Source organism: Candidatus Photobacterium acropomis, from assembly GCF_030685555.1.
Taxonomy (GTDB): Bacteria; Pseudomonadota; Gammaproteobacteria; order Enterobacterales; family Vibrionaceae; genus Photobacterium; species Photobacterium lucens.
Map to the genome: position 1 here is coordinate 197,430 of NZ_CP131609.1, position 25,737 is coordinate 223,166.

Genomic DNA, 25,737 nt, shown 5'->3' on the forward strand with positions numbered 1-25,737 from the left:
CATCGTTATTTCAGATAATAATCTGTCCATCTAAACGAGCAGCGCTTTCTCTCAATGACGCAATACGACAAAGGTACTCCCATGATAAAAAAAACATCTGCCCTTCTTTTGGCCCTGCTTGCAGGAACATCTCTATCTGCACAAGCGGCTGATTGGGGCTACGGTGACAGTAACGTACATTGGTCTGACAGTTATCCTCTCTGTGGTTTAGGTAAAAACCAAAGCCCAATAAACATTACTTCAGCACTCCAAGCTAACCTTGCGCCGCTGCGTATTGAGTACAACGGTAAAATCACCAGTATCACCAATAACGGTCATACTGTGGAAGCAAAGGTCAGCGGTGATAATAAGCTAATTGTCGATGGGGATACCTATACCTTAAAGCAGTTTCACTTCCATACACCGTCTGAAAACTATATCGATGGTAAACAATATCCATTAGAAGCACATTTTGTGAATATGGATGATAACGGCAATATTGCGGTTATTGCTGTGATGTTTGAAAACGGCCTACGTGAGAACAATGCTCTTAGCTCTTTACTCAAAAACATCCCAACTAAAGGTAATACCATCGACTTCAGCGATGATCTGAGCCCGAATAACCTTCTTCCTCGTGAACGTGAGTATTATCAATTCAATGGTTCACTAACGACACCACCATGTACTGAAGGTGTTCGCTGGTTTGTATTAGAAACACCCCAATACAGCTCAAAAGATCAAACCGAGAAACTAAATCAAATCATGGGTAACAACAACCGACCAGTACAGCCGATTAATGCTCGAATTATTGTTGAATAGACTGCCCAACAAACAATAGTGATAACCATTTGCATTTAAGTGCTAAATTATCTATATTTATGAGCTAAAGATAAGACGCCTTGAAATCCTACTTGCTGACTATCTCAATGAATATAAGCGGTTTTAGGTAAATCTGCGGTCGCCCTGATACCGTTCCCTCTGACTGTTCAACTAGACTCAGATGTATCAGCTTGATTTACCTTATATGAAAAAGCACGGTTAATACCGTGCTTTTTTGTGTCTTCAGAAACGTAGTGTTTCAAGCTGGCTGTAAGTTATGCGCGATCAATCGGAAAGGCAGTGACTTTCTCAATATGATCAAGACCCATTGCTAGCATGATCAAGCGATCAATCCCTAACGCCACTCCGGCACAATCAGGGAAACCAGCACGCAGTGCATTAACAAGATTCATATCAATAGGTTGCGACTGTAACCCCATCTCAATCCGTTTTTGGTTATCTTGTTCAAAGCGCTGTAATTGCTCATCGCCATTGGCAAGTTCATGAAAGCCGTTCGCCAATTCAATGCCTTTGAAATACACTTCAAAACGCTCAGCGACACGGTGATCGGTTGGATTGATTTGTGCTAATGCCGCTTGTGAGGCAGGAAAGTCATACACAAATGCTGGTACTTGCTGACCAATTTTACCTTCAACACCGATACTGAATAACAGCTGTAATAAGGTATCGCGATCTTCTTCTGGCTCAGCAATATCTGACAATCCAAGGGTTGCCGCAGCAACTTTAAGTTCTGCCATTGAGCCTGTTAAAGGACACACCCCAAGTTGATCAATAAAGGCTTGTTGATACGTCATTTTCTCTGCTGCACCACAACCTAATACCAATTGCAGCAAATCGTCCATCTCATCCATTAATAAGTGATGATCAAAGTTCGGGCGATACCACTCTAACATGGTGAATTCTGGATTATGGTAACGGCCTGATTCTTCATTTCGAAATGACTTACAGATCTGGTAAATCGCGCCACTGCCAGCAGAAAGCAGTCGTTTCATGTGAAATTCAGGGCTGGTCATTAAATATAACGTTTGCCCATCAGCATAACCCGGCCCTACAAACTCGGTTTGAAAAGTATGCAAGTGAATATCAGTCACGGTCGCTTGGCTCATGGCTGGCGTATCGACTTCCATCACCTCACGTTCAGCAAAAAACTGACGAATAACTGCTAATAAATGAGCGCGTTGTTTTAATTGCGCAATCGAGGCCGTAGGTTGCCAAGTAGACATAACGTTTCTTCTTTCATGAAATAGTGACAATGGCATTATTTTATCAGAGCTCAGGAATAGACGTCGCTTATTCCTTTGGTTTTCTCTTTTTTACGGGAGATATGAATACATTATGAATAAAAAATCGCGATACCATCAGTAAAAATATGCCTTTAGCTCCCACCTTACCGCTTTTTCTCTGCTATCAAACAATCAACCCATTAATACCAGTTTATCCTTATCTATCACTTTGTTAATCCCCCCTCTACACCTTTTAAGTTTTATTGAAACCGGATTTAATTAACATTTAAGAAACATAAAAACCAATAAATACAAAGAGATAAACAATTTAAAAACATGATCAATTGTGACAAATCTCACATCATTTGTAATCTTCTTACATTTTTTGACTGTTTCGGTAAAAACTTGCGTCTAAATCAATTTATCTAATAACAAGGTTTCATAGAATGCGCTCAGGATTTCAAGGAAAGATGCGTTGACCGCATCTTTTTAGTTTTTTTACCGTCTTACCTTCGGAGGATAGCTGTGAAGACTATTACCACAGATATCGCTGTAATCGGCGCAGGTGGTGCAGGCCTACGTTCTGCCATCGCTGCTGCAGAAGCTAACCCAGAACTAGAAATTGCACTGATCTCAAAAGTGTACCCAATGCGTTCGCACACCGTTGCGGCGGAAGGTGGCTCTGCTGCCGTGATCAAGGACGAAGATAGCCTAGATAACCACTTCAACGATACCGTTGGCGGTGGTGACTGGTTATGTGAACAGGACGTTGTGGAATATTTCGTTGAGAACGCAACGCGCGAAATGATCCAAATGGAACAATGGGGCTGCCCATGGAGCCGTAAAGAAAACGGTGAAGTAAACGTTCGTCGTTTCGGTGGTATGAAAGTTGAGCGTACATGGTTTGCCGCTGATAAAACAGGCTTCCACATGCTACACACCCTATTCCAAACATCTATTAAGTACTCTCAAATCAAACGTTTTGACGAATACTTCGTGGTTGATCTTCTGGTTGAAGAAGGTGAAGTACAAGGCCTTATCGCGATCCACATGTCTGAAGGCGAACTGATCTGCATTAAAGCAAAATCAGTGATCCTAGCTACCGGTGGCGCTGGTCGTGTTTACCACTGTAACACTAACGGCGGTATCGTAACCGGTGATGGTATGGCAATGGCTTACCGTCATGGCGTACCTCTACGTGACATGGAATTTGTTCAGTACCACCCAACAGGTCTTCCAGGTACAGGTATCCTGATGACAGAAGGTTGTCGTGGTGAAGGCGGTATTATCGTAAACAAAAACGGTTACCGTTACCTACAAGACTACGGTATGGGCCCTGAAACACCAGTCGGCCAGCCAAAAAACAAATATATGGAATTAGGTCCTCGTGACAAAGTGTCACAGGCTTTCTGGCATGAACAACAAAAAGGTAACACCATCAAGCACCCTCTAGGTGATGTGGTACACCTTGATCTTCGCCACCTAGGTGAAGAGTACTTGCATGAGCGTCTACCGTTTATCTGTGAGCTGGCAAAAGCTTACGTCAACGTCGATCCTGCAAAAGAGCCAATTCCAATTCGCCCAACCGTACACTACACCATGGGTGGTATTGAAACTGACGCCCACTGTGAAACACGCATTAAAGGTCTATTTGCAGTAGGTGAATGTGCCTCTGTGGGTCTTCACGGTGCTAACCGTCTAGGTTCTAACTCACTGGCTGAGTTCGTGGTATTTGGTCGTGTTGCGGGTGAAAACGCCGTGAAACATGCCGCTGAATTTAAAGGCTGGGACGACGCTTCTATCAATGCACAAATCGATGCTGTTCAAGCGCGTATCGATGGCCTAATGGCACAAGAAGGCGACGAGAACTGGGCTGATATCCGCACTGAAATGGGTCACACCATGGAAGCAGGTTGTGGTATCTACCGCCAAGAAGATTTGATGCAAGCAACGATTGAGAAACTTGCTGAGCTAAAAGAGCGCTACAAGCACATCTCTATCAAAGATAAAGGCAAAGTATTCAACACTGATCTGCTATACGCAATCGAAGTGGGTTACGGCCTAGAAGTGGCTGAAGCAATGGCGCACTCTGCGATCAATCGTAAAGAGTCTCGTGGTGCACACCAACGCCTTGATGACGGTTGTACCGAGCGTGATGATGTGAACTTCCTAAAACACACCTTAGCGTTCTACAACAATGGCGATGCGCCAATCATTGATTACAGCAACGTCACTATCACTAAGTCGCAACCAAAAGCACGTCTATACGGTGCTGCAGCAGAAGAAGCGGCAGCAAAAGATGCGACCGAAGCACCAGCAGTAACTGAGCAACAAGAGGAACAGGCATAATGTCAGCAAATCGCATTCAACTGGTTGAAATTCTGCGTTATGACCCAGCAAAAGACGCAGAACCGTACCTTGAGAAATTCGAAGTACCTTTCAATGAAACCATGTCTGTTCTTGATGCACTTGGTTACATTAAAGATCACCTAGATAAAGATCTGTCTTACCGTTGGTCTTGTCGTATGGCTATCTGTGGCTCTTGCGGCATGATGGTAAACGGCGTACCAAAGCTTGCTTGTAAGAGCTTCTTACGTGACTACCCTAACGGCGTGAAAATCGAGCCATTAGCGAACTTCGCAATTGAGAAAGACTTAATTGTTGATATGACACCATTTATTGAGCGTCTTGAAGCAATCAAGCCATACATCATTGGCAACGATCGTACACCGGAAGACGGCACGAACCTACAAACGCCTGAGCAATTAGCGAAATACAAGCAATTTGCTGGCTGTATCAACTGTGGTCTATGCTACGCCGCTTGTCCTCAGTTTGGTTTAAACCCAGAGTTTATTGGCCCTGCTGCGCTAACCCTTGCTCACCGCTACAACCTTGATAGCCGTGACAATGGTAAAGATGAGCGTATGGAGCTGATCAACGGTGAAAACGGTGCTTGGGGTTGTACATTCGTTGGTTACTGCTCTGAAGTATGTCCGAAGAATGTTGATCCAGCCGCAGCTGTAAACCAAGGCAAAGTGGAATCTTCTAAAGATTTCGTTATTGCGATGATCAAACCGATGGAGGCATAAGGATGAGCAACCGTAAACCTTACGTTCGTGAGATGAAGCGTACATGGTGGAAAGATAGCTCTTTCTATCGCTTCTACATGATCCGTGAAGCAACTGTACTACCTTTGATCTTCTTTACTATCTGCTTAACTTTCGGTTTAGGTAGCCTAGTAAAAGGTCCTGAAGCATGGCAAACATGGCTAAATTTCATGGCAAATCCTGTAGTGATTATCCTGAATATTCTTGCTCTAGCAGGTAGCCTATTCCACGCATTTACCTACTTCAACATGATGCCGCAGGTTGTGCCTATTCGCATCAAAGGCAAGAAGCTTGATAAGAAGATCATCGTTCTTGCTCAGTGGGCGGTAGTTGCTGTTATTACCCTGTTTGTTCTAGCTATTGTTTAAGGAGTCCGGCGTGGTTAATTTACATCCTAAACGTTCTGACGAGCCAGTTTGGTGGAGTCTGTTTGGTGCAGGCGGTACTTGGTTTGCAATGATCACCCCTGTGACGATTTTAGTCTTAGGTATCTTAGTACCACTAGGTGTGATCAGCCCTGAAGCAATGACATACGATCGTGCTGCGGATTTCGCAACAAGCTTTATCGGTGCGCTATTTGTTATTGCAACCCTATCGCTACCAATGTGGCATGCCATGCACCGTGTTCACCACGGTATGCATGATTTAAAAATTCATGCCGGCGTTGTTGGTAAAGTCGTGTGTTACGCATTAGCGTTTTTAATCACTGCGTTATCGATCATCTTCGTCTTCATGATTTAATCAAAAGAAGATCTTAAAAAGCACCGCTAGTCGGTGCTTTTTTATTATCAGAACAACGTACCCTTCGCTTTCAAACACGAGCTAACAGACACAAAAAAAGGCCGCTTAGCGACCTTCTTTCTTCGTTAACTTAATAACGATATAAACCCATTAATTACTTAACGCGGCTTACGTATTCACCTGAACGAGTGTCAACTTTGATCACTTCGCCAATAGCGATGAATAGAGGTACACGAACAACAGCACCAGTGCTTAGTGTTGCTGGTTTACCGCCAGTACCTTGAGTATCACCTTTAAGACCAGGATCTGTCTCAGTTACTTCTAGCTCAACAAAGTTTGGTGGAGTAACAGCGATTGGGTTACCGTTCCAAAGTGTTAGCGTACAAGTGTTGTTCTCAACTAACCACTTAGCATTCTCACCAACAGCTTTAACGTCAGCAGCGATTTGCTCAAACGTTTCGTTGTTCATGAAGTGGTAGAATTCACCGTCGTTGTATAGGTAATCAAGATCAGTATCGATTACGTCCGCAGCTTCAACTGATTCACCTGATTTGAAAGTCTTCTCAAGAACTTTACCAGAAATTAGTTTACGGATTCGTACGCGGTTGAACGCTTGGCCTTTACCAGGCTTAACAAATTCGTTTTCGATAATGACACATGGTTCATTATCTAGCATAATTTTCATTCCGCCGCGGAATTCATTGGTGCTGAAAGACGCCATTCTAATCCTCTTAACATCTTCGAGTTGTATTTAATGTCGCATATCATACCCCTAAACGCGCCATCTGTTGAGCAAAACTGGCTGAATGATCTATCGAATGCGATATCTGATCCATTTACTTTACTAAAATTGCTCAAAATTGATCCCACACCATGGGAAAATGGCCTCGCTGCAAGGAAGCTATTTGCGCTCCGTGTTCCATTGAGCTTTGTTGATAAAATGGAAATCGGCAACCCTTATGATCCACTTTTACGCCAAATTTTACCGTTAGCGCAAGAATTCGAAGTACACCAAGGCTACTCTGTCGATCCGCTTGAAGAGCAGCAAAATGAAATCCCTGGTTTACTGCATAAATATCACAACCGCGTTTTACTGATAGTCAAAGGTGGCTGTGCCGTTAACTGCCGTTATTGTTTTCGTCGCCACTTCCCTTATAACGACAACAAAGGCAATAAACGTCAGTGGCAACAAAGCCTTGAGTACATAGCAAAGCACCCAGAAATTAATGAAGTGATTTTATCTGGCGGCGACCCGTTAATGGCTAAAGATCACGAACTCCAATGGCTGATTGAACATATTGCAGCAATCCCTCATATCAAGCGTCTGCGTATCCACAGCAGACTGCCTGTCGTGATCCCTAACCGTATTACCGATGCTTTATGCCAAATACTGGCTGAGACGCGTCTACAAACGATTTTGGTGACTCATATTAATCATGCTAACGAAATCGATGATGCGCTAACCACAGCAATGCAGAAGCTAAAACAAGCCAATGTCACCTTACTGAACCAAGGTGTACTGCTAAAAGGCGTTAATGACTCAGTAGCTGCGCTCACCGATCTCAGTGAAGCCTTATTTGATGCAGGTATTCAGCCTTATTACCTTCATGTATTAGACCGTGTACAAGGGGCGGCACACTTTATGGTCGATGACGAAACCGCACGCCAATTAATGGCAGGCTTAATCACTCAAGTATCCGGTTATTTAGTCCCTAAACTCACCCGAGAAATTGGTGGACGAGCAAGTAAAACCCCCCTCGATTTACTGCTCGAATAGAAGATAAAAACAGTTATCCAATAAAAAAGACGATTGAATCGTCTTTTTTTATACCCACACCTCGCATTGCTCACCTTTTTAATAAAAGTACACCTAAAAGATGAACACGCAAACTCAGATACTAAAAGAAACACCACGAACCTTTTGTAAGGTATTGTATTAAAAGAAAATAAATACAGCGTACAGCTTTTAAAGGAAAATACCCACAAAGCAAATGCATAACCATATTACTTTTAAATGCATTAAAAAGAAAATCATGATCTTTTTAGTTGATTGATAAATAAAATCACTCTATCTCATTAAAAAAAATCATCTTCACACCTATCGATTTTTTAGCGTTTTAAGCGCATAGTCGCCGCTCATACAGCAACCTTATATTTTAAGTTCGCCAAACTTTAGGTTGTTGACTATCCTTTTTTATTTGTCGCGAGTAACGCAATGAAAATTGGCATTTTGTCGCAAAACGCTAACCTATACTCTACCCGTCGCCTTGTTGAAGCTTGTGAGCAACGAGGACATGAAGCCGTTATCATTAATGCGCTACGCTGTTATATGAATATCAACTCTGTTCAGCCTTCTATCCATTTTGAAGGTAATGATTTAGCAGGGTTTGATGCCATCATTCCTCGTATCGGATCTGACATCACTTTTTATGGTTGTTCAGTACTACGTCAGTTTGAAATGATGGGCGTTTTCCCTGTAAACCAATCCATTGCGATTTCGCGATCTCGTGACAAACTTCGCTCACTACAACTATTAAGTCGTAAGGGTGTTGGCATGCCAATTACAGGCTTTGCAAGTAAACCTGATGATGTGCCCGATCTGATCAAAATGGTTGGTGGTGCGCCACTGGTGATTAAGCTGCTTGAAGGTACGCAAGGCATTGGCGTGGTATTGGCTGAGACACAAAAAGCCGCTGAAAGCGTCATTGAAGCTTTTATGGGATTAAAAGCGAATATCATGGTGCAGGAATACATCAAAGAAGCTGGCGGCGCTGATATTCGCTGCTTCGTTATCGGTGATAAAGTCATTGCATCCATGAAGCGCCAAGCCGCTGAAGGGGAGTTTCGATCTAACCTTCATCGTGGTGGTAGTGCCTCACTGATCCGCATTACGCCCGAAGAGCGTAAAACCGCCATTGCGGCAGCAAAAGCAATGGGATTAAGCGTAGCTGGTGTTGATTTATTGCGTTCTAATCGTGGTCCACTGATCATGGAGGTGAACTCATCACCAGGTCTAGAAGGGATTGAAGCAGCGACAGGTAAAGACATTGCAGGCATGATCATCGAATACATTGAGAAAAATGCCAATAAAAACAAAAGATTCCAACTAAATCAGTAACATAATAAAGCAGCTTCTTATTAATAACATAAAGAGGCTGCTTTAATATCAGCAAAGTTCAGCTTTTCACATCAAATACAGCAAAAAGATGCACAAATCACACCGCTAAATAAACACTCCCTTTACCACCCCTAAATCATTGATTATAAACAATTTAAATTTGTGCAGCTTTTTACGCTTTTTTCCAAGTAAACTAACGCATTAATCTCATGACTACTCTAAAGATATATTTTTCTATTAACACTAATGTTAGTAAGTAACAGCTTATTGAGTGCATAACCGTCATAACTGAATAATTCGACGCTTTTGCAGTCATTTTTAAAAGCATGACACCTAATAAGTGTGATCATCAAAACACCCCACCACTCATGTACAGATAAATGCTATCGACCAACCTCAAATTACGTTAACGTAGTTCATCACAACATAATGATCAGATGAAAAATCAAAGGATTAAAGCATGACAGATTTTACCTATGGCGTTGTAATGGTAGAAGATGACCAACCATTTGATATGGGGCAGGTAAATACTCAAGACGTTCCAGAAGAGGCTGTTGCGACATATACACAAATTATCGAGCAATTACTTAAACAAGACAGCCAAGGTAAACAATATGCGGGTTTTGGCTTTGAAGGTGCTGAAAAGCTAGCGTTCAGCGCTTTACCGGTTGAAGAGCACGATAAAATTGCCACAGGATTAGTTTATAACCCAGATAACAACGGCGAAAACTTGGTATTAGTCGGACGTGTCTTCTTTAGCATTAAAGAGCGCTCTGTCTCTTTTAACATGGAAGCCAATGCTGATGATGTCTTAGTACAAGGTGATGAAGACTTACGTGGTTTTGTGCAGTCTTTTATTGTCTGCTTTATGGCTGCTTGGGTGGAATTAAATAAAGCGCATCTGGCGTAATAGTACAAACAATAGTACCTCTGATATAAAACATCAGGGGTATTGCTTTTATCTTTCTATAAAACACCTCTCTCCCTTACCTCCTATTATCAACAAATCTGAAAACACACCACCTTACCCCTTCAAAAAGGTACAGCAATATATAGAGAAAACAGCTCTTTTATGTACACAGTTAACAAAAAACTTAACACAAAGCCACAGATAAAAATAACCCATTGATTTTTAATCAGTATTTATTTTGTACAGCTTTTCACGCTTTTTACCCGATGAACTCAGTACAAGACATACCTATCAAGAACCTGATCTCACAAAAAAGCCATCACAACGAATACTTAACCTTATGAAGTTACTGGCAAAAAGAACCAAGCGAGAAAGCCTGTAATCAACCTAATAAAATAACAATTGATAACCGCAATACAAACGATCATATAAATCACAATTAAATATCTAAAAGCTGATTATATTATTGATTTGCATATTTACTACAAAATACAAAATAGTAATCTTTAAGTTATTTATCAATATAGAGATAATAAAATAGCAAATATAAAGCTGGACATTAAATAGCTTAATTTATATCTAAAATACAAAATTAACCAATAAAGCAGTACATCAAAAATTAACCTCGTTTTTATCAATACTTGCTCGAATTCAGATTCTGTTTATATCGCCATTTCAACTTACAATCGAGTACAGCTTTTGGTGAAGTAATCAGCTAATAGGTGTACAGTTTCTAAATTTTTAATTGGAACGCACATACAACATATAACTCATTGTTTTTGCTGAATTTAATTCATGTACAGCTTTCTGAGGAATATTCCAAGTGAACCATGTACAAACATAACAACAATATCGTGGTTTAGATCCCGTCTTTTTTCAGGTATAAAAAAGCCGAGCATTACGCTCGGCTTTAAGAATAACTTAGAGAAGATCTCTAACGTTATGAATGGCTTACATCATACCGCCCATGCCACCCATACCGCCCATGCCACCCATATCTGGCATTGAAGGCGTATCTGAAGGCTTGTCAGTAACCATTGCTTCTGTTGTGATCATAAGACCAGCTACCGATGCTGCGAACTGAAGTGCTGAACGAGTTACTTTTGTTGGGTCTAGGATACCCATCTCGATCATATCGCCGTACTCGCCAGTTGCCGCATTGTAACCGTAGTTCGCATCGCCAGCTTTAACGTTGTTAGCAACAACAGATTCTTCGTCACCAGCATTCTTAGTGATTTGACGAATAGGTGCTTCCATCGCACGAAGTGCTACGCGAATACCTACGTTTTGCTCTTCGTTATCACCAGTAAGGCCAGCCACTTTAGATGCCGCACGGATAAGTGCAACACCACCACCTGCTACAACACCTTCTTCAACCGCAGCGCGAGTTGCATGTAATGCATCTTCTACGCGGTCTTTCTTCTCTTTCATTTCAACTTCAGTTGCTGCACCAACTTTGATAACAGCTACGCCGCCAGCAAGTTTAGCTACACGCTCTTGAAGTTTTTCTTTGTCGTAGTCAGAAGTCGCATCTTCGATTTGTTGACGAATTTGCGCTACGCGACCTTGAATCATCGCTTCTTCACCAGAACCGTCGATGATTGTTGTTGTTTCTTTAGTGATAGTTACACGCTTAGCTTGACCAAGATCTTCTAGCTGAACTTTCTCTAGCTCTAGACCGATTTCTTCAGAAATCACAGTACCAGCAGTTAGAACTGCGATATCTTGTAGCATTGCTTTACGACGATCACCGAAACCAGGTGCTTTAACAGCAGCCACTTTCACGATGCCGCGCATGTTGTTCACAACCAGTGTTGCTAGCGCTTCGCCTTCAACATCTTCTGCAATGATCAGTAGAGGACGAGATGCTTTAGCAACGCCTTCTAGTGCAGGAAGTAGTTCACGGATATTAGATACTTTCTTATCAACCAATAGGATAAATGGACTTTCTAGATCCACAGAGCCCGCTTCTTGGTTGTTGATGAAGTATGGAGATAGGTAACCACGGTCGAACTGCATACCTTCAACAACGTCTAGTTCGTCTTGAAGTGCTTGACCTTCTTCAACAGTGATAACACCGTCGCGGCCTACTTTTTCCATCGCTTCAGCGATTAGATTACCAACAGTCGCATCAGAGTTCGCAGAAATCGTACCTACTTGTGCGATTGCTTTGGTGTCTGCACATGGTACAGATAGCGCTTTTAGCTCTTCAACAGCAGCAACAACAGCTTTGTCGATACCACGTTTCAGATCCATAGGGTTCATGCCCGCAGCTACCGCTTTCAGACCTTCTTTAATGATCGCTTGTGCAAGTACTGTTGCAGTTGTTGTACCGTCACCAGCAGCATCGTTTGCTTGTGATGCCACTTCTTTTACCATTTGTGCGCCCATGTTCTGGAACTTGTCTTCCAGCTCAATTTCACGCGCTACAGATACACCGTCTTTAGTGATAGTTGGTGCACCAAATGATTTATCTAGTACAACGTTACGGCCTTTAGGACCTAATGTTACTTTTACTGCGTCAGCTAGAATGTTGACACCTTCTAGCATTTTAATTCGTGCGTCGTTACCAAATTTAACGTCTTTAGCAGCCATCTTGTGTTTCCTTTCTTAATTTTTAATTCGAGGTGATCGGATTATTCAACGATTGCCATGATGTCGTTTTCAGACATGATTAGAACTTCTTTGCCGTCGATCTTTTCAGTCTTAGTGCCGTAGCCTTCAGCGAAGATAACAGTGTCGCCAACTTTAACGTCAAGTGGCTGAACAGAACCATTTTCTAAAATACGACCTTTGCCTACTGCAAGTACTTTGCCGCGAGTCGATTTTTCAGCAGCTGAGCCAGTTAGTACAATACCGCCCGCAGACTTTGATTCAACTTCTTGGCGCTCAACGATAACGCGGTCGTGTAAAGGACGAATATTCATCGGTCGTCTCTCCTGATAATTGGTAATTTCCATACGTAAAGTACAGCCAAACTTTTGTTTGGTGACTTTTCTATTACCTAAACATGTTGGGTCAAAGAAGTCAGAACCCAAGGCTTTACGTGATTTTTTTTCATTATTTATTTGAGAACTTTTGCCCGATCACATTCTTTGCATTAGGGTATGCAAGCATCCTTACAATGAGACCGCCATGGAAAACAACACCAAGCCCGATAAACACGGCTTATTATCCGATCCGATCCCAGATGCTTTGCGCCGTTTAGCCGTGCCAATGCTGTTCGGTATGATCGCTATTTTGATGTTTAATCTGGTTGATACCTTTTTTATTTCCTTACTCGGTACCAATGCGTTAGCCGCGGTAAGTTTTACTTTTCCTGTCACGTTTGGTCTTAACTGCATCACCATGGGCATGAGTGTGGGGATCTCCACCAGCATTGGTCGTTTATTAGGTAGTGGTGATACCCAAAGTGCAGCAAGGCTCACCACCCATGGATTATTGCTCGCTGTTATTCTAATGGTGCTTGGCTCAAGTCTCGGCTTTGTTACCATCGACCCATTATTTACTTTAATGGGGGCTAGCCCTGATTTATTGCCGATCATCCATGAGTACATGACGGTATGGTACATCGCTATTCCACTGCTGGTGATCCCAATGACAGGTAACAGCGCAATACGCGCCACAGGGGATGCGAAAAGCCCAGCCAAGATCATGATCATGGCGGGCCTTATCAATGGCATTCTCGATCCTTTGTTGATCTTTGGTTATGGTCCCTTTCCAGAGCTAGGCGTAAAAGGGGCGGCAATTTCCAGTGGTATTAGCTGGGCTGTCGCATTAACAGCGTCACTGTATTTGCTTCATCGCCGTGAAAAACTGCTAACTGTGCCTGTCTTTCGCAAATTAAAAGCCGATTGGCAGCAAATATTACAAATTGGCGCACCCGCTGGGCTTTCTAATGCGCTAAACCCACTATCTAGCGCACTGTTGATGACATTACTGGCCACACAAGGCACCGCCTCTGTGGCGGCATTTGGCGCAGCAATGCGTATTGAATCGATTTTGGTGATCGGCATGATGGCGTTAGGCTCGGCATTAATGCCGTTTATGGCGCAAAACCTTGGTGCCAACCAACCCGAACGGGCTTTTAAAGCCTTGTTTACTGCAATGCGCTTTGCGATTTTGTTCCAATTACTGATCTTTATTGCCATGGTGCCATTGAGCATGCCATTGGCAGCACTATTTTCTCAAGACGCCACCGTACGAGCACAGCTATGGCATTATTTATTGGTTGTGCCAGCCAGTTATGGCTTACAAGCAGTGTGTATGTTGTTGATCAGCGCACTGAATGCCTTACATAAAACCGTTAATGCATTAATTTGGAATCTACTGCGTTTGTTTGGTTTTATGCTACCTAGTGCGTGGCTAGGAAGCCTTTATTACGGTACTGAAGGGCTATTTATAGGGATTGCGATTGCTAACGTCATTGGTGGTATTGGTGCTTATTTATATGCACGTAGATTACGAAAATCAACGATATTAGCGACATTTACCTCTTCATAAAATATGAATAGTGTGAATATAAAAAAGGCAGCGAACGCTGCCTTTTTTATTAATAACTTTTTATATGCCAACTGGATAAACACTTACTTTAAACGTGGGTTTTGCTGGTTATCATTTTGATCATCTTTACGTTCAAACTCACCATCAAACACATCACCATTGTCATTATGATGATTAAATGGCCCTTGCGAATGACCACCAAAATCAGAATGGAAACCACCACCAAATTGATTAAAGTTACTCTGTACTTTCACTCGCTGCATTAATTGTTGTGCTAACTTAGCGCGAATGTGAGGCAGTAGAATACACATGCCTAAGGTGTCCGTCATAAATCCAGGTGTTAATAGTAGAACACCGGCAACCGCCAATAGCACACCTTCAACAATTTCTTGTGCTGGCATTTCGCCTTGCTGCATCTTGCTTTGCACCGACATCAATGTCGCCAAACCTTGACTGCGCACTAACGATGCACCAACCACAGCGGTGATAAAGACCAACATCATGGTCGGCCAAAAGCCTAAAAAGCCGCCCACTTGAATAAATAAGCCAATCTCAATCATTGGCACAGCGATAAATAGCAGCATTAATATCGGGAACACGACGAACCTCTTCTTTTCTATGTCTTCTTGTGAGCCCAGTCCGACTGAGCAACAGGCTACAGTATTGCATGTTTGTGATTTAAATACCGAGCCAAGAACGATAAAAAATCGTTAACAAATGATTCCGTATTTAAATTTGAATATTGTCGAAAAAATCAGATACTCCATCTGAGCGGTTGTTCATATTTTGTTATTTATATTCATTTTTCATCAGATTTACCCTCTGTTTATTAACAACTTTTGTGAGTTTGATCGCGTTTCCGTGCAAATATTTACAGGTCGTTTTAAAAAGTGATCTGGATTATGTTTTTAGGCAATCAGGGGAGTATTATCAGCATCAATTAAGGTGTCAGGTACGATCATCTTGCTTCAACTTAGCGAAACGGATTCTTTGCTTAAATAGTTGGCTTATTTATTGATTTTATTAAAAGATTCCCAAAGGGCTATATTATGTCTCAGATGATTGATCTTGAAAAAAATAATGAAGCAGCACTCAATGTTGCAACTCGAATCGAAGAAGATCTTCTAGGTGAACGTCACGTTCCTGCTGACGCTTACTGGGGTATCCACACTCTACGTGCAATCGAAAACTTTAATATTTCTAGCACGACTATTTCTGACGTACCTGAATTTGTTCGCGGCATGGTTTTCACTAAGAAAGCAGCAGCAATGGCTAACAAAGAATTAGGCGCAATCCCTTCTGAAGTGGGTAACTACATCGTTCAAGCTTGTGATCTTATCCTTGAAACAGGCAAGTGTATGGATCAGTTCCCATCTGATGTATACCAAGGTGGTGCGGGTACTTCTGTTAACATGAACACCAACGAAGTGATTGCAAACCTTGCTCTTGAGCTGATGGGCAAAGAGAAAGGCGAATATGACATCGTTAACCCGAACGATCACGTCAACAAATCACAATCAACTAACTGTGCTTACCCAACAGGTTTCCGTGTTGCTGTCTACAACAGCATCATCAACATGCTTGAAGCATTAGACTACCTAAAAACCTCATTCGATGTGAAAGCAACTGAGTTTGCTAGCATCCTAAAAATGGGTCGTACTCAGCTGCAAGACGCAGTACCTATGACAGTAGGTCAAGAGTTCCACGCTTACAGCGTATTGCTAAAAGAAGAGATCAAAAACCTTCAGTACACGGCGCAATTACTACTTGAAGTGAACCTAGGTGCAACGGCTATCGGTACAGGCCTAAATGCTGCAACAGGTTACCAACACCTTGCAGTTCAACGCCTTGCAGAAATTACTGGTCTACCTGTAACTCCTGCTGAAGATCTGATTGAAGCAACCTCTGACTGTGGTGCTTACGTCATGGTTCACGGTGCGCTAAAACGTACTGCAGTGAAACTATCTAAGATTTGTAACGATCTACGTCTACTGTCTTCTGGTCCTCGTGCTGGTTTGAACGAAATCAACCTACCAGAAATGCAAGCAGGCTCGTCTATCATGCCAGCTAAAGTAAACCCAGTTATTCCTGAAGTGGTTAACCAAGTTTGCTTTAAAGTGATCGGTAACGACACAACTGTTACTTTTGCAGCAGAAGCAGGTCAGCTTCAGCTAAACGTGATGGAGCCAGTGATTGGTCAAGCACTGTTTGAATCAATCAGCCTACTTAAGAATGCATGTATCAACCTACGTGATAAGTGCATCGAAGGTATCACGGTGAATAAAGACGTATGTGAAAGCTACGTGTTTAACTCTATCGGTATTGTAACTTACCTAAACCCATTCATTGGTCACCACGAAGGCGATATCGTTGGTAAGATCTGTGCAGAAACAGGTAAGAGCGTACGTGAAGTGGTTCTAGAGCGCGGTCTACTGACTGAAGAGCAATTAGATGATATCTTCTCTATCGAAAACTTAATGCACCCTCAATACAAAGCACAACGCTACAGCTAAGCGTTTCGCTCTCTGAGAAATAAGCGGATTTTCACTCGAGGATCCGCTTTTTTTTGTGAATTTTTTTGTTTTTACCTCATCTTTTTTATTTTTAACTTATATTTTTAACTTTCATACAGGAAAAAAATCTATGACGGGAATCGAACTCTTTGTCGTGCTTGCCTTTATCTTTTTAGGGGCAAGGATCGGCGGCATCGGTATTGGCTTTGCCGGTGGTGCAGGTGTTATTGTGTTGTCATTGGTACTGGGTGTACCCACTAGCCAATCATTCATCCCTGTTGATGTGATCTTAATTATCATGTCAGTGATCACCGCCATTGCTGCCATGCAAGTTGCTGGCGGTATGGACTGGTTAGTTCAACTGGCAGAAGATTTCCTGCGTAAAAATCCTAAACGTATTACCTTCTATGCGCCAATCGTGACTTACTTAATGACCGTGATGGCAGGTACAGGACACACAGCATTCTCAACTCTACCTGTGATTGCTGAAGTGGCAAAAGGTCAAGGCATTCGTCCTTCACGTCCTCTTTCTATTGCTGTTATCGCTTCACAAATTGCGATCACGGCTTCCCCAATTTCTGCTGCCGTCGTGTTTTTCTCAGGTATTCTTGAGCCTATCGGTGTGAGCTACATTACTCTGCTCGCTATTTGTATTCCAACCACCTTTATCGCTTGTATGGTGGGTGCATTCGTTGCGAACTTCATGGGTTGCGAACTAAAAGACGATCCTATTTACCAAGAGCGTCTAGCAAAAGGCTTAGTCAGCCAAGAAAACACTACTCGCCGTGAAATCAAACCAGAAGCAAAACGCGCTACTTACATCTTCCTAGCTGCGATTATTTTCGTGGTGTGTTATGCCGCTGCGATTTCTCACTCAATCGGCTTGATTGATAACCCTACACTAGGTCGTAACGAAGCAATCATGTCGGTGATGCTAACAGCAGCTGCTGCAACCGTTTGGTTATGTAAGATTGATGCATCAAAAATTGCATCAGCACCAACATTCCGCTCTGGTATGACAGCATGTATCTGTGTACTGGGTGTAGCATGGCTTGGCTCAACATTTGTTAACGCACACGTTGATGGCATTAAGGAGTTCGCAGGCTCTCTACTTAGCGATTACCCATGGATGCTAGCGCTGATCTTATTCTTTGCTTCAATGCTACTTTACTCACAAGGCGCAACCACTACGGCACTGATGCCAGCGGCATTAGCCATTGGTGTTGCACCGCTAACAATGATTGCTTCATTTGCAGCAGTTAGTGCGCTGTTCGTATTGCCAACCTACCCAACGCTACTTGCAGCCGTTGAGATGGATGATACTGGCTCAACGCGTATCGGTAACCTTGTGTTTAACCACCCATTCTTTATTCCAGGCGTGGTCACTATTTTCACTTCTGTTGCACTAGGTTTTATCTTCGGTGGCTTCTTACTGTAAATACAACCTGTGATACCAGACTTAAAAAGATTGCTCTCGGGCAATCTTTTTTTTGTCCTAACTTTGACATACCCTACGCCAATAATAAGAATTTCTTGCTAAGCTAATAACAAATCACAGACACAAGAGTTATCACTATGATGTTATTAACGAATTACCCGATAATCATGGCTATAACGATAATTTGCATTCTATTATCTTGCGTCACTCTCTGGTTTATTTGCCGACACCCAATCCCTTATAAAGGGCTCTACAGTATTGGGCTTGGGATCATCATCGGTCTTTGCTCTATTTTCCTTTTTACGACGATTAAACATTTAGAGCGCCAAGCAAGTCTAACTCCAACGCCAACCTTTATTGCCGTTCACTCTATTGATGATTTGGAATTAGCCTTAGCAGAAGCTGCGAGTCAGCATCAGCCGGTACTGTTGGATGTCACTGCCGATTGGTGTACCCCTTGTATCGCTTATAAAAAAGAAATTTTTCCTGCACCTGAAGTGGCTAAACAGCTCAATCAGTACACCTTGTTAGAAGCGAATGTCACAGCCAATACCCCACAAGATCTGGCATTAATGCAACAGCTCAATGTCATTGGTTTTCCAACCTTATTGTTTTGGGATAGCAAGGGAGAAACAGCTCCCCAAGCACAAGTTACTGGCTTTATGGATGCCAATGACTTTAGTGAACACCTACGCCAACAAGCGCTACACATCCAATAATCATTGCACCCAATATCTTTATAAAAATAGGCGCATTTAACAAAAAACTGTGCTGAGTTACACGCAAGACGAGCGAGAGAGGATCAATATCTGATCTTTATGGTATGAAAATTGCGCAGTCATATTTGCCATGCTAGCGTTAGCATATTAATAACAAAAATAAAGTACTGCTATGGAAGCTCAGCACACAATCGTTATCGCCGATGATCACCCTCTGTTTCGAAATGCCCTGTTCCAATCTGTCCACATGGCGATTAGCGGTGCAAACCTTCTTGAAGCAGATTCGCTCGATTCATTACTCTCTCTCCTCGAAAAAGAGCCCGACGTTGATTTACTGTTACTCGATCTAAAGATGCCCGGTGCCAATGGCATGTCGGGGCTGATTCAATTACGCCAACAATACCCAGAGCTTCCTACGGTAGTGATCTCTGCCAGTGAAGAGGAAAAAGTGATCCGCCAAGTGCACAGTCATGGTGCGTTTGGGTTTATTCCAAAATCAAGCGACATGCGTGCGCTGATCTCTGCATTAAATCAAGTACTCGATGGCGAACCCTTCTTTCCTGATAACATCAGTGAGAACAATCAGGCTTACCGTGATTTAGCCGATAAAATTGCCACGCTTACCCCACAGCAATACAAAGTGTTAGGCATGTTGTCTGACGGCCAACTCAATAAGCAGATCGCTTATGATTTGAATGTCTCTGAAGCGACAATTAAAGCCCATATGACAGCAATATTTCGCAAGCTAGACGTAAAAAATCGCACCCAAGCCGTTATTTTGCTCCAGCAACTCGACCTCGATGAATGAAACGTTAGACTTTAGGCTAACAATGATCGGTATTTAACCCTCAAAAGCGATTTATCCCTCACAAAAACGCCCGAATATGGGCGTTTTTGCTTTTTTAGCCTCGACTAAAGTTGCACTGATAGAACGAAATTTCATTGCTATTGTTTCTTTCGTAACAATTTATTAACAACAAATTTCGTATTAATAATGCGTGAAGGAGATAACAATGGCGTTCGCATCCAAGGAGCAAGCTCAAGCCTATTGGAAACAAAATCTCAGCATCATGGGATCACTTTTAGCAATCTGGTTTGCTGTTTCATACGGCGCAGGGATCTTATTTGTTGATGCTCTCAATACCATTCAAATTGGTGGCTTCAAATTAGGTTTCTGGTTTTCACAACAAGGGGCTATTTATACATTCGTTGCCCTGATCTTCGTTTATGTGGTTCGCATGAACGCACTCGACCGTAAATTCAACGTTCAGGAAGATTAAGGAAACGTTATATGGATATTCAAACTTGGACCTTTATCTTGGTCGGCATTACCTTCGCTCTGTATATCGGCATTGCGATTTGGGCTCGCGCTGGATCAACCAGTGAATTCTATGTGGCAGGCGGTGGTGTTCACCCTGTCGCTAACGGCATGGCAACCGCAGCAGACTGGATGTCAGCGGCATCCTTTATTTCAATGGCAGGGATCATCTCGTTCATTGGTTATGACGGTGGTGTTTACCTGATGGGTTGGACCGGTGGTTACGTCCTCCTTGCCCTTTGCCTTGCCCCTTATTTACGCAAATTTGGCAAATTCACGGTGCCAGATTTCATCGGTGATCGTTACTACTCCAAAACTGCCCGCATGGTGGCTGTGTTCTGTGCCATTTTTGTTTCATTCACTTATGTAGCAGGCCAGATGCGTGGGGTTGGTGTGGTATTCGCGCGTTTCCTTGAGGTGGATATCAACATGGGGATCATTATCGGGATGGGGATCGTATTCTTCTATGCCGTGATGGGGGGCATGAAAGGGATCACCTACACCCAAGTTGCTCAATACTGTGTACTTATCTTTGCCTTCATGGTGCCAGCGATCTTCACCTCTCTGATGATGACAGGCTCGCCTATTCCACAGTTTGGCTTAGGCTCAACCGTTAATGGCTCTGAAACTTATCTGCTTGAAAAACTCGATGGCTTAACCACTGAACTTGGCTTTACAGCCTACACCGATGGATCTAAGAGCATGGTTGATGTGTTCTTTATCTGTGCCGCTCTGATGGTCGGTACCGCAGGTCTGCCACACGTGATCATCCGTTTCTTTACCGTACCAAAAGTAAAAGATGCTCGTGTATCAGCAGGTTGGGCATTAGTCTTTATCGCTATCCTTTACACAACAGCCCCTGCAGTTGCAGCCTTTGCTCGTGTCAATATGATCGATACGATTAACGGCCCTGAAATGAAAGGTGTTCCTGCCGAGCAAGCCCCGAGCTGGGTGAAAAACTGGGAAAAAACGGGTCTTGTTGCTTGGGAAGATAAGAACAATGACGGCAAGATGTTCTACTCAGGCGATGATCGCAACGAGATGACCATCAACCGTGACATCATTGTATTAGCAAGCCCAGAGCTGGCGAAATTACCAAACTGGGTAGTCGCCCTATTAGCAGCAGGTGGTCTTGCAGCCGCACTATCAACTGCAGCAGGCTTACTACTGGTGATCTCGACGTCCATTTCACACGATTTATTGAAGAAAGGCTTTAAGCCGAACATGAGTGAGAAGCAAGAGCTACTCGCCGCCCGAATAGGTGCTGCGATTGCGATTGTCGGTGCAGGTTACTTAGGTATTAACCCACCAGGCTTTGTGGCGCAGGTAGTAGCCTTCTCGTTCGGCTTAGCCGCCGCATCTTTCTTCCCAGCAATTATCCTTGGCATTTTCTATAAGAAGATGAATAAAGAAGGTGCAATTGCAGGCATGATTTCAGGTATTACTTTCACTGCCGCTTACATTATTTACTTCAAGTTTATTAACCCGGCAGCAAGTACACCTGACAACTGGTTCTTTGGTATTAGCCCTGAAGGCATCGGTACATTAGGTATGTGTCTAAACTTTGTTGTCGCTATTGTGGTCAACAAGTTTACCGCTGAAGTGCCTAACGATGTGCAAGAGATGGTGGAATCTATCCGCTTCCCTCAAGGTGCAGGTGCTGCCCAAGATCACTAAGCAACCCATCACTTCTCCTTAGCTATACTTCCCTAGCTTTTGCGGAGTCCTTTGGACTCCGCCTTTTTCTTTCTTCTCTTTTCTAAGCAAGCTAGGTTAGGCTTCCACTTTTAAACATTGGTTTAAGACTGAACGCAACTTCAACGGTTTGACCGGTTTACTAATAAAACCAAAACCGTGGCCTCGAATCGCTGCTTGGTTTTCTGTCATTCTATCAGCACTGATCACCACCCCTTTAAAACTATCGCCAAGTCTTAAACGACACTGTAATAACACCTCAAGCCCTGTTTGCTGATGCGCTAAGTGATAATCGCTGAACACCACATCAGGTTGCCATTGGTTATCTAACGCCTTCATTGCCTCAACCAAATTTTCAGCCAATTTCACCTCACAGCCCCAACGTGCTAATAAGGTTTCCATGCCTAATAAAATATCGGTTTCATTATCGACACACAGCACTTTTAATCCCGCTAATGGGGCTTTTGTCTCACTAGCTGATGGTTTTGTTACCGCTAACATGGCAGGGTGGCCAAGTGGCACTGATAACGAAAACACCGTGCCGCGTCCTTGCCATGAGCGTAAATCCAATGGGTGATCGAGTACCCGTGAAATACCACGCGCAATGGCTAAGCCTAATCCTAAGCCGTGCTCTGCCCCAGTTTGCTCCACACGGGTAAACTCATCGAAAATATTGGCTTGTTTTTCAGGCGGGATCCCCGGCCCGTTATCCCATACTTCAATGTGTAGACGTGCTCCTTTACGTCTTACCCCCAATAACACTTTGCCATGAGGGTTATAACGAAAGGCATTGGTGAGGAAATTCTGTAACGCACGACGTAACAACTTGGCATCAGAGATGATCACCGCCTTACTACTCACCACATCAAACTCAATTCCTTGCTCTTTAGCCAAGGCACTGAACTCGGCCGATAAAGTATTGAGCACATCACTGACTTTAAACGGCACAATATGGGTTTGCAGTTTTCCTGCTTCTAAGCGTGATACATCCAATAAGTCGCCGATCAAATCTTCTGCCGCCCCTAGCGCACTTTCAATATGAGCAGCCAGCCTTGCACTTTCTTTGCCTTCAGCGACTTCGGTTAATGATGATGAGAACAAACGCGCAGCATTAAGAGGCTGCATTAAGTCGTGGCTTACGGCGGCTAAAAAGCGACTTTTCGATTTCGCCTGTTGCTCTGCTTGTTGGGTTGCCACCACCAAACGTCGGTTTAGTTGTTCTAACTGCTGGGTACGATCTTTCACCCGCGCTTCAAGGTTTTCATTGGCTTCTTTCAGTGCCACTTCCGCTTGCCTAAACGCAGTAATATCACTAAAGCTCATGACGAAACCGCCACCTGGCATCGGATTACCTTGCACTTCGATCACTTGCCCATCAGGGCGAATACGTGATGACGTATGCGCGGTTCCTCGTTGTAAATGCTCAACCCGTTTAGCAACATGGGCTTCGGGATCGCCAGGGCCACACAAGCCTTGTTCAGCATTATGGCGAATAACATCTGTGATCGGACGCCCCACTTGAATCAAACCTGGAGGGAAGGTAAACAGTTCTAAGTAGCGTTGATTCCACGCAACCAAACGTAATTGCTTATCCACTACCGCAATGCCTTGGCTAATGTGTTCAATCGCCCCTTGTAATAGTCCACGGCTAAAATCAAATAGCTCAGAGGCCTCATCAACAATCGTTGCCACTTCTTCTAATTGCATGTTTCTTCCTTGCAAGGCAGAAGTGAGTACTAACCTTGCTGAAGAGGCACCAAAAACCCCCGCTAACACTCGCTCGGTATGACGGATCATGGCTGCCGATGCTTGTTGTTGAGGAGACAACCCTTCACCTTGCTGCTCGGCAAATTGAGCGAAAGCATGACGCACGCGCTTTCGACCCACAAAGCGGGACGCGAGCATTTCCAGCTCTGCGACGGTTACACGGGTTTGATACAAACTACCATCTTCAGCCTCAACCAGTGATGCACCAACAAACGAGGCCGCTTGTAGCCGCTCTGTCAGAGATGATCTTGTCACTAAAGACACACCGATAAACAACCCCAGATTCACACACAAACTGAGTAACATACCCCAATCAACCGCTGATAAGTGGCGTAAAATAGGTAACTGAGGCGAACTTAATAACCACAATAGAACGTTACTCTGAGCATCTCCCGCTAACATGCCTGTTTGGCTCATCATAGTGATGAGCCAAATTGTCATCCCGCCCATCAGCCCTGCATACACACCTTTCTTATTACCAAAACGCCAATAAATTCCCCCGAGTAAAGCAGGAGAAAACTGAGCAATGGCGGCAAAAGAAAGTAAACCAATTGCAGATAACGAATGTACGTTATCTAGCACATGATAAAAGCCCCAAGCAGCCAGTAGTAATAGCGCAATCAACACACGGCGAACGTTGAGTAGCAGCCCTGAAAAAGCGGCGAAATTTCGCTGTCCAATCCGTACTCGACGCAACATCAGCGGCATGACTAAATCATTAGAAATCATGATCGCCAGTGCAATGGTCGACACAATCACCATCCCCGTTGCTGCGGATGCGCCACCAATAAATGCCAGCAGTGCGATAGCGTTGGCACCTTGCTGTAACGGCAAATTGATCACGTAGGTATCAGCAGACACCGTCGGCAGTAATTGTTGCCCTACGAGCGCAAGCGGGATCACAAATAGCCCCATCAAAAAAAGGTAAGTCGGGAAAATCCAACGGGCTTTATGTAAGTCACTTTGGCAATGATTCTCTACCACTATGGTATGAAACTGACGAGGCAAACAGATAATCGCCGCCATGGTAAGCAGCATATGGATCAATAAACTGCCAACATTCAACGATGAGTAAGTAAGTGATTGCCAACCTACATCATCAAGTTTGGTAGAGGTTTGAAATAAACTTAATGCAAAAATACCCACTGCGAGAAAAGCAACTAGCTTGACGATAGATTCAAACGCAATCGCCATCATCATGCCACGATGATGCTCGGTAGAATCAATATGTCGGGTACCAAATAAAATCGTAAACAAGGCCAGAGCACCTGAGACAATCCAAGTGGTATCGAGCCCTTCTTGGCTGAACGTCTGACTAAAATCTGGTGCTATTTGATCAAGCCCTAACGTGATACCACGCAGCTGCAAAGCGATATAAGGCAAAATCCCCACCACTGCAATCACGGTTACTAGCATGGCTAAGCCTTGAGATTTGCCATAACGCGCAGCGATAAAATCGGCAATCGAGGTAATGTGCTCACGCTTCGCAATCAGGATCAATCGAGCCAGCACTTTCCAGCCCAAGGTAAACACAATAATCGGTGCTAGGTAGATAGGTAAGAAAGACCATAAATCACGACTGGCTTGCCCAACCGTGCCGAAGAAGGTCCAAGAAGTACAATAAACTGCAATAGATAGGCTGTATATCCACGGTCGCCATCCAGCTAACCATTGGCTTTTTTTATCGCCATACCATGCAATGGCAAATAATACCCCGAGGTATAACAACGATACCGCTATAACCACCCATCCCTGCATCATGATCCGCTATCCTTTACTGCGTCAATAAGTCACTGTAACCAAGTTGTTACAACAGACTCAATCGTGCCAGATCACAGATCTCTCAGTAAGATGCTGAGCATCACT

21 protein-coding genes are annotated in these 25,737 nt (G+C 43.4%); 15 read left to right on the forward strand and 6 right to left on the reverse strand.

Features of this window, described 5'->3' with window-relative positions; translation table 11 throughout:
• The first annotated feature begins 81 nt into the window (after positions 1–81).
• Positions 82–798 (forward strand): carbonic anhydrase, encoded by a 717-nt coding sequence (locus Q7657_RS07510; RefSeq protein WP_107167319.1) that lies wholly within the window; start codon positions 82–84, stop codon positions 796–798.
• A 275-nt stretch (positions 799–1,073) separates the two neighbouring features.
• Here the strand turns inward: Q7657_RS07510 and epmA are convergent, their stop codons facing one another.
• The gene (epmA, locus tag Q7657_RS07515) at positions 1,074–2,042 is read right to left on the reverse strand and encodes an elongation factor P--(R)-beta-lysine ligase (protein ID WP_107167320.1); all 969 of its coding nucleotides are present in this window, start codon (positions 2,040–2,042) and stop codon (positions 1,074–1,076) included.
• 525 nt (positions 2,043–2,567) lie between these two features.
• On the opposite strand from epmA, the gene frdA reads away from it, so the two are divergent.
• Genes frdA through frdD form a run of 4 tightly spaced genes read left to right on the forward strand, consistent with a single transcriptional unit; the run spans position 2,568 to position 5,890 of the window.
• Complete coding sequence (gene frdA, locus Q7657_RS07520; protein ID WP_107167321.1) at positions 2,568–4,391, forward strand: fumarate reductase (quinol) flavoprotein subunit; 1,824 nt, start codon at positions 2,568–2,570, stop codon at positions 4,389–4,391.
• On the forward strand, positions 4,391–5,131 hold the full coding sequence (locus Q7657_RS07525; RefSeq protein WP_107167322.1) for a succinate dehydrogenase/fumarate reductase iron-sulfur subunit: 741 nt from the start codon (positions 4,391–4,393) through the stop codon (positions 5,129–5,131). The genes frdA and Q7657_RS07525 overlap by 1 nt, the downstream gene beginning before the upstream one ends.
• 2 nt (positions 5,132–5,133) lie before the next feature.
• Positions 5,134–5,517 carry a fumarate reductase subunit FrdC gene (frdC, locus tag Q7657_RS07530; protein ID WP_053987646.1) on the forward strand — a complete coding sequence of 128 codons (384 nt, stop codon included), beginning with the start codon at positions 5,134–5,136 and terminating at the stop codon, positions 5,515–5,517.
• A gap of 10 nt (positions 5,518–5,527) precedes the next feature.
• Positions 5,528–5,890 (forward strand): fumarate reductase subunit FrdD, encoded by a 363-nt coding sequence (frdD, locus tag Q7657_RS07535; RefSeq protein WP_053987645.1) that lies wholly within the window; start codon positions 5,528–5,530, stop codon positions 5,888–5,890.
• Between the two features lie 154 nt (positions 5,891–6,044).
• On the opposite strand, the gene efp is transcribed toward frdD, so the two are convergent.
• Positions 6,045–6,611 (reverse strand): elongation factor P, encoded by a 567-nt coding sequence (efp, locus tag Q7657_RS07540; protein ID WP_008986072.1) that lies wholly within the window; start codon positions 6,609–6,611, stop codon positions 6,045–6,047.
• A gap of 33 nt (positions 6,612–6,644) precedes the next feature.
• Here efp and epmB point away from each other — a divergent pair, with 33 nt between their 5' ends.
• From epmB to Q7657_RS07555, 3 genes are all read left to right on the forward strand, one after another.
• The gene (epmB, locus tag Q7657_RS07545; protein ID WP_107167323.1) at positions 6,645–7,667 is read left to right on the forward strand and encodes an EF-P beta-lysylation protein EpmB; all 1,023 of its coding nucleotides are present in this window, start codon (positions 6,645–6,647) and stop codon (positions 7,665–7,667) included.
• Between the two features lie 438 nt (positions 7,668–8,105).
• Positions 8,106–9,008: a 30S ribosomal protein S6--L-glutamate ligase gene (rimK, locus tag Q7657_RS07550; protein ID WP_053987643.1), complete on the forward strand. Its 903-nt coding sequence runs from the start codon at positions 8,106–8,108 to the stop codon at positions 9,006–9,008.
• Between the two features lie 460 nt (positions 9,009–9,468).
• Positions 9,469–9,918, forward strand: coding sequence for a hypothetical protein (locus Q7657_RS07555; protein ID WP_053987642.1), 450 nt, complete (start codon positions 9,469–9,471; stop codon positions 9,916–9,918).
• A 951-nt stretch (positions 9,919–10,869) separates the two neighbouring features.
• Here the strand turns inward: Q7657_RS07555 and groL are convergent.
• Positions 10,870–12,513, reverse strand: a complete 1,644-nt coding sequence (groL, locus tag Q7657_RS07560; protein ID WP_107167324.1) for a chaperonin GroEL — start codon at positions 12,511–12,513, stop codon at positions 10,870–10,872.
• 41 nt (positions 12,514–12,554) lie between these two features.
• On the reverse strand, positions 12,555–12,845 hold the full coding sequence (locus Q7657_RS07565; RefSeq protein WP_005372610.1) for a co-chaperone GroES: 291 nt from the start codon (positions 12,843–12,845) through the stop codon (positions 12,555–12,557).
• A 208-nt stretch (positions 12,846–13,053) separates the two neighbouring features.
• Here Q7657_RS07565 and Q7657_RS07570 point away from each other — a divergent pair, with 208 nt between their 5' ends.
• Positions 13,054–14,421, forward strand: coding sequence for an MATE family efflux transporter (locus Q7657_RS07570; RefSeq protein ID WP_107167325.1), 1,368 nt, complete (start codon positions 13,054–13,056; stop codon positions 14,419–14,421).
• An 83-nt stretch (positions 14,422–14,504) separates the two neighbouring features.
• Here the strand turns inward: Q7657_RS07570 and Q7657_RS07575 are convergent, their stop codons facing one another.
• Complete coding sequence (locus Q7657_RS07575; RefSeq protein ID WP_053987639.1) at positions 14,505–15,020, reverse strand: FxsA family protein; 516 nt, start codon at positions 15,018–15,020, stop codon at positions 14,505–14,507.
• 450 nt (positions 15,021–15,470) lie between these two features.
• Between Q7657_RS07575 and aspA the strand changes: the two genes are divergently transcribed.
• From aspA to Q7657_RS07605, 6 genes are all read left to right on the forward strand, one after another.
• Positions 15,471–16,934: an aspartate ammonia-lyase gene (gene aspA / locus Q7657_RS07580; RefSeq protein ID WP_053987638.1), complete on the forward strand. Its 1,464-nt coding sequence runs from the start codon at positions 15,471–15,473 to the stop codon at positions 16,932–16,934.
• A 130-nt stretch (positions 16,935–17,064) separates the two neighbouring features.
• The gene (locus tag Q7657_RS07585) at positions 17,065–18,372 is read left to right on the forward strand and encodes an anaerobic C4-dicarboxylate transporter (protein WP_107167326.1); all 1,308 of its coding nucleotides are present in this window, start codon (positions 17,065–17,067) and stop codon (positions 18,370–18,372) included.
• A gap of 167 nt (positions 18,373–18,539) precedes the next feature.
• Positions 18,540–19,091 carry a thioredoxin fold domain-containing protein gene (locus Q7657_RS07590; RefSeq protein ID WP_237760304.1) on the forward strand — a complete coding sequence of 184 codons (552 nt, stop codon included), beginning with the start codon at positions 18,540–18,542 and terminating at the stop codon, positions 19,089–19,091.
• 172 nt (positions 19,092–19,263) lie between these two features.
• A complete protein-coding gene (locus Q7657_RS07595) occupies positions 19,264–19,899 on the forward strand; it encodes a response regulator transcription factor (protein ID WP_008986062.1) in 636 nt (211 codons plus the stop codon).
• Positions 19,900–20,104: 205 nt separating this feature from the next.
• Positions 20,105–20,371 (forward strand): DUF4212 domain-containing protein, encoded by a 267-nt coding sequence (locus Q7657_RS07600; protein WP_008986061.1) that lies wholly within the window; start codon positions 20,105–20,107, stop codon positions 20,369–20,371.
• 11 nt (positions 20,372–20,382) lie between these two features.
• Positions 20,383–22,086, forward strand: coding sequence for a sodium:solute symporter family protein (locus Q7657_RS07605; RefSeq protein WP_053987635.1), 1,704 nt, complete (start codon positions 20,383–20,385; stop codon positions 22,084–22,086).
• Between the two features lie 96 nt (positions 22,087–22,182).
• On the opposite strand, the gene Q7657_RS07610 is transcribed toward Q7657_RS07605, so the two are convergent.
• Entirely contained in the window at positions 22,183–25,629 is a 3,447-nt protein-coding gene (locus Q7657_RS07610; protein WP_498827399.1) for a hybrid sensor histidine kinase/response regulator, read from the reverse strand.
• Positions 25,630–25,737: the final 108 nt, after the last annotated feature.

What these genes read in the sequence shown, in the direction of transcription:
- rimK (WP_053987643.1), top strand. Translation starts at nt 8,106, where the DNA reads ATGAAAATTGGCATTTTGTCGCAAAACGCTAACCTATACTCTACCCGT.
- Q7657_RS07525 (WP_107167322.1), top strand. Translation starts at nt 4,391, where the DNA reads ATGTCAGCAAATCGCATTCAACTGGTTGAAATTCTGCGTTATGACCCA.
- Q7657_RS07595 (WP_008986062.1), top strand. Translation starts at nt 19,264, where the DNA reads ATGGAAGCTCAGCACACAATCGTTATCGCCGATGATCACCCTCTGTTT.
- frdC (WP_053987646.1), top strand. Translation starts at nt 5,134, where the DNA reads ATGAGCAACCGTAAACCTTACGTTCGTGAGATGAAGCGTACATGGTGG.
- Q7657_RS07565 (WP_005372610.1), bottom strand. Translation starts at nt 12,845, where the DNA reads ATGAATATTCGTCCTTTACACGACCGCGTTATCGTTGAGCGCCAAGAA.
- aspA (WP_053987638.1), top strand. Translation starts at nt 15,471, where the DNA reads ATGTCTCAGATGATTGATCTTGAAAAAAATAATGAAGCAGCACTCAAT.
- Q7657_RS07590 (WP_237760304.1), top strand. Translation starts at nt 18,540, where the DNA reads ATGGCTATAACGATAATTTGCATTCTATTATCTTGCGTCACTCTCTGG.
- Q7657_RS07610 (WP_498827399.1), bottom strand. Translation starts at nt 25,629, where the DNA reads ATGCAGGGATGGGTGGTTATAGCGGTATCGTTGTTATACCTCGGGGTA.
- epmA (WP_107167320.1), bottom strand. Translation starts at nt 2,042, where the DNA reads ATGTCTACTTGGCAACCTACGGCCTCGATTGCGCAATTAAAACAACGC.
- efp (WP_008986072.1), bottom strand. Translation starts at nt 6,611, where the DNA reads ATGGCGTCTTTCAGCACCAATGAATTCCGCGGCGGAATGAAAATTATG.
- Q7657_RS07600 (WP_008986061.1), top strand. Translation starts at nt 20,105, where the DNA reads ATGGCGTTCGCATCCAAGGAGCAAGCTCAAGCCTATTGGAAACAAAAT.
- Q7657_RS07585 (WP_107167326.1), top strand. Translation starts at nt 17,065, where the DNA reads ATGACGGGAATCGAACTCTTTGTCGTGCTTGCCTTTATCTTTTTAGGG.
- groL (WP_107167324.1), bottom strand. Translation starts at nt 12,513, where the DNA reads ATGGCTGCTAAAGACGTTAAATTTGGTAACGACGCACGAATTAAAATG.
- Q7657_RS07555 (WP_053987642.1), top strand. Translation starts at nt 9,469, where the DNA reads ATGACAGATTTTACCTATGGCGTTGTAATGGTAGAAGATGACCAACCA.
- Q7657_RS07570 (WP_107167325.1), top strand. Translation starts at nt 13,054, where the DNA reads ATGGAAAACAACACCAAGCCCGATAAACACGGCTTATTATCCGATCCG.
- epmB (WP_107167323.1), top strand. Translation starts at nt 6,645, where the DNA reads ATGTCGCATATCATACCCCTAAACGCGCCATCTGTTGAGCAAAACTGG.
- Q7657_RS07605 (WP_053987635.1), top strand. Translation starts at nt 20,383, where the DNA reads ATGGATATTCAAACTTGGACCTTTATCTTGGTCGGCATTACCTTCGCT.
- Q7657_RS07510 (WP_107167319.1), top strand. Translation starts at nt 82, where the DNA reads ATGATAAAAAAAACATCTGCCCTTCTTTTGGCCCTGCTTGCAGGAACA.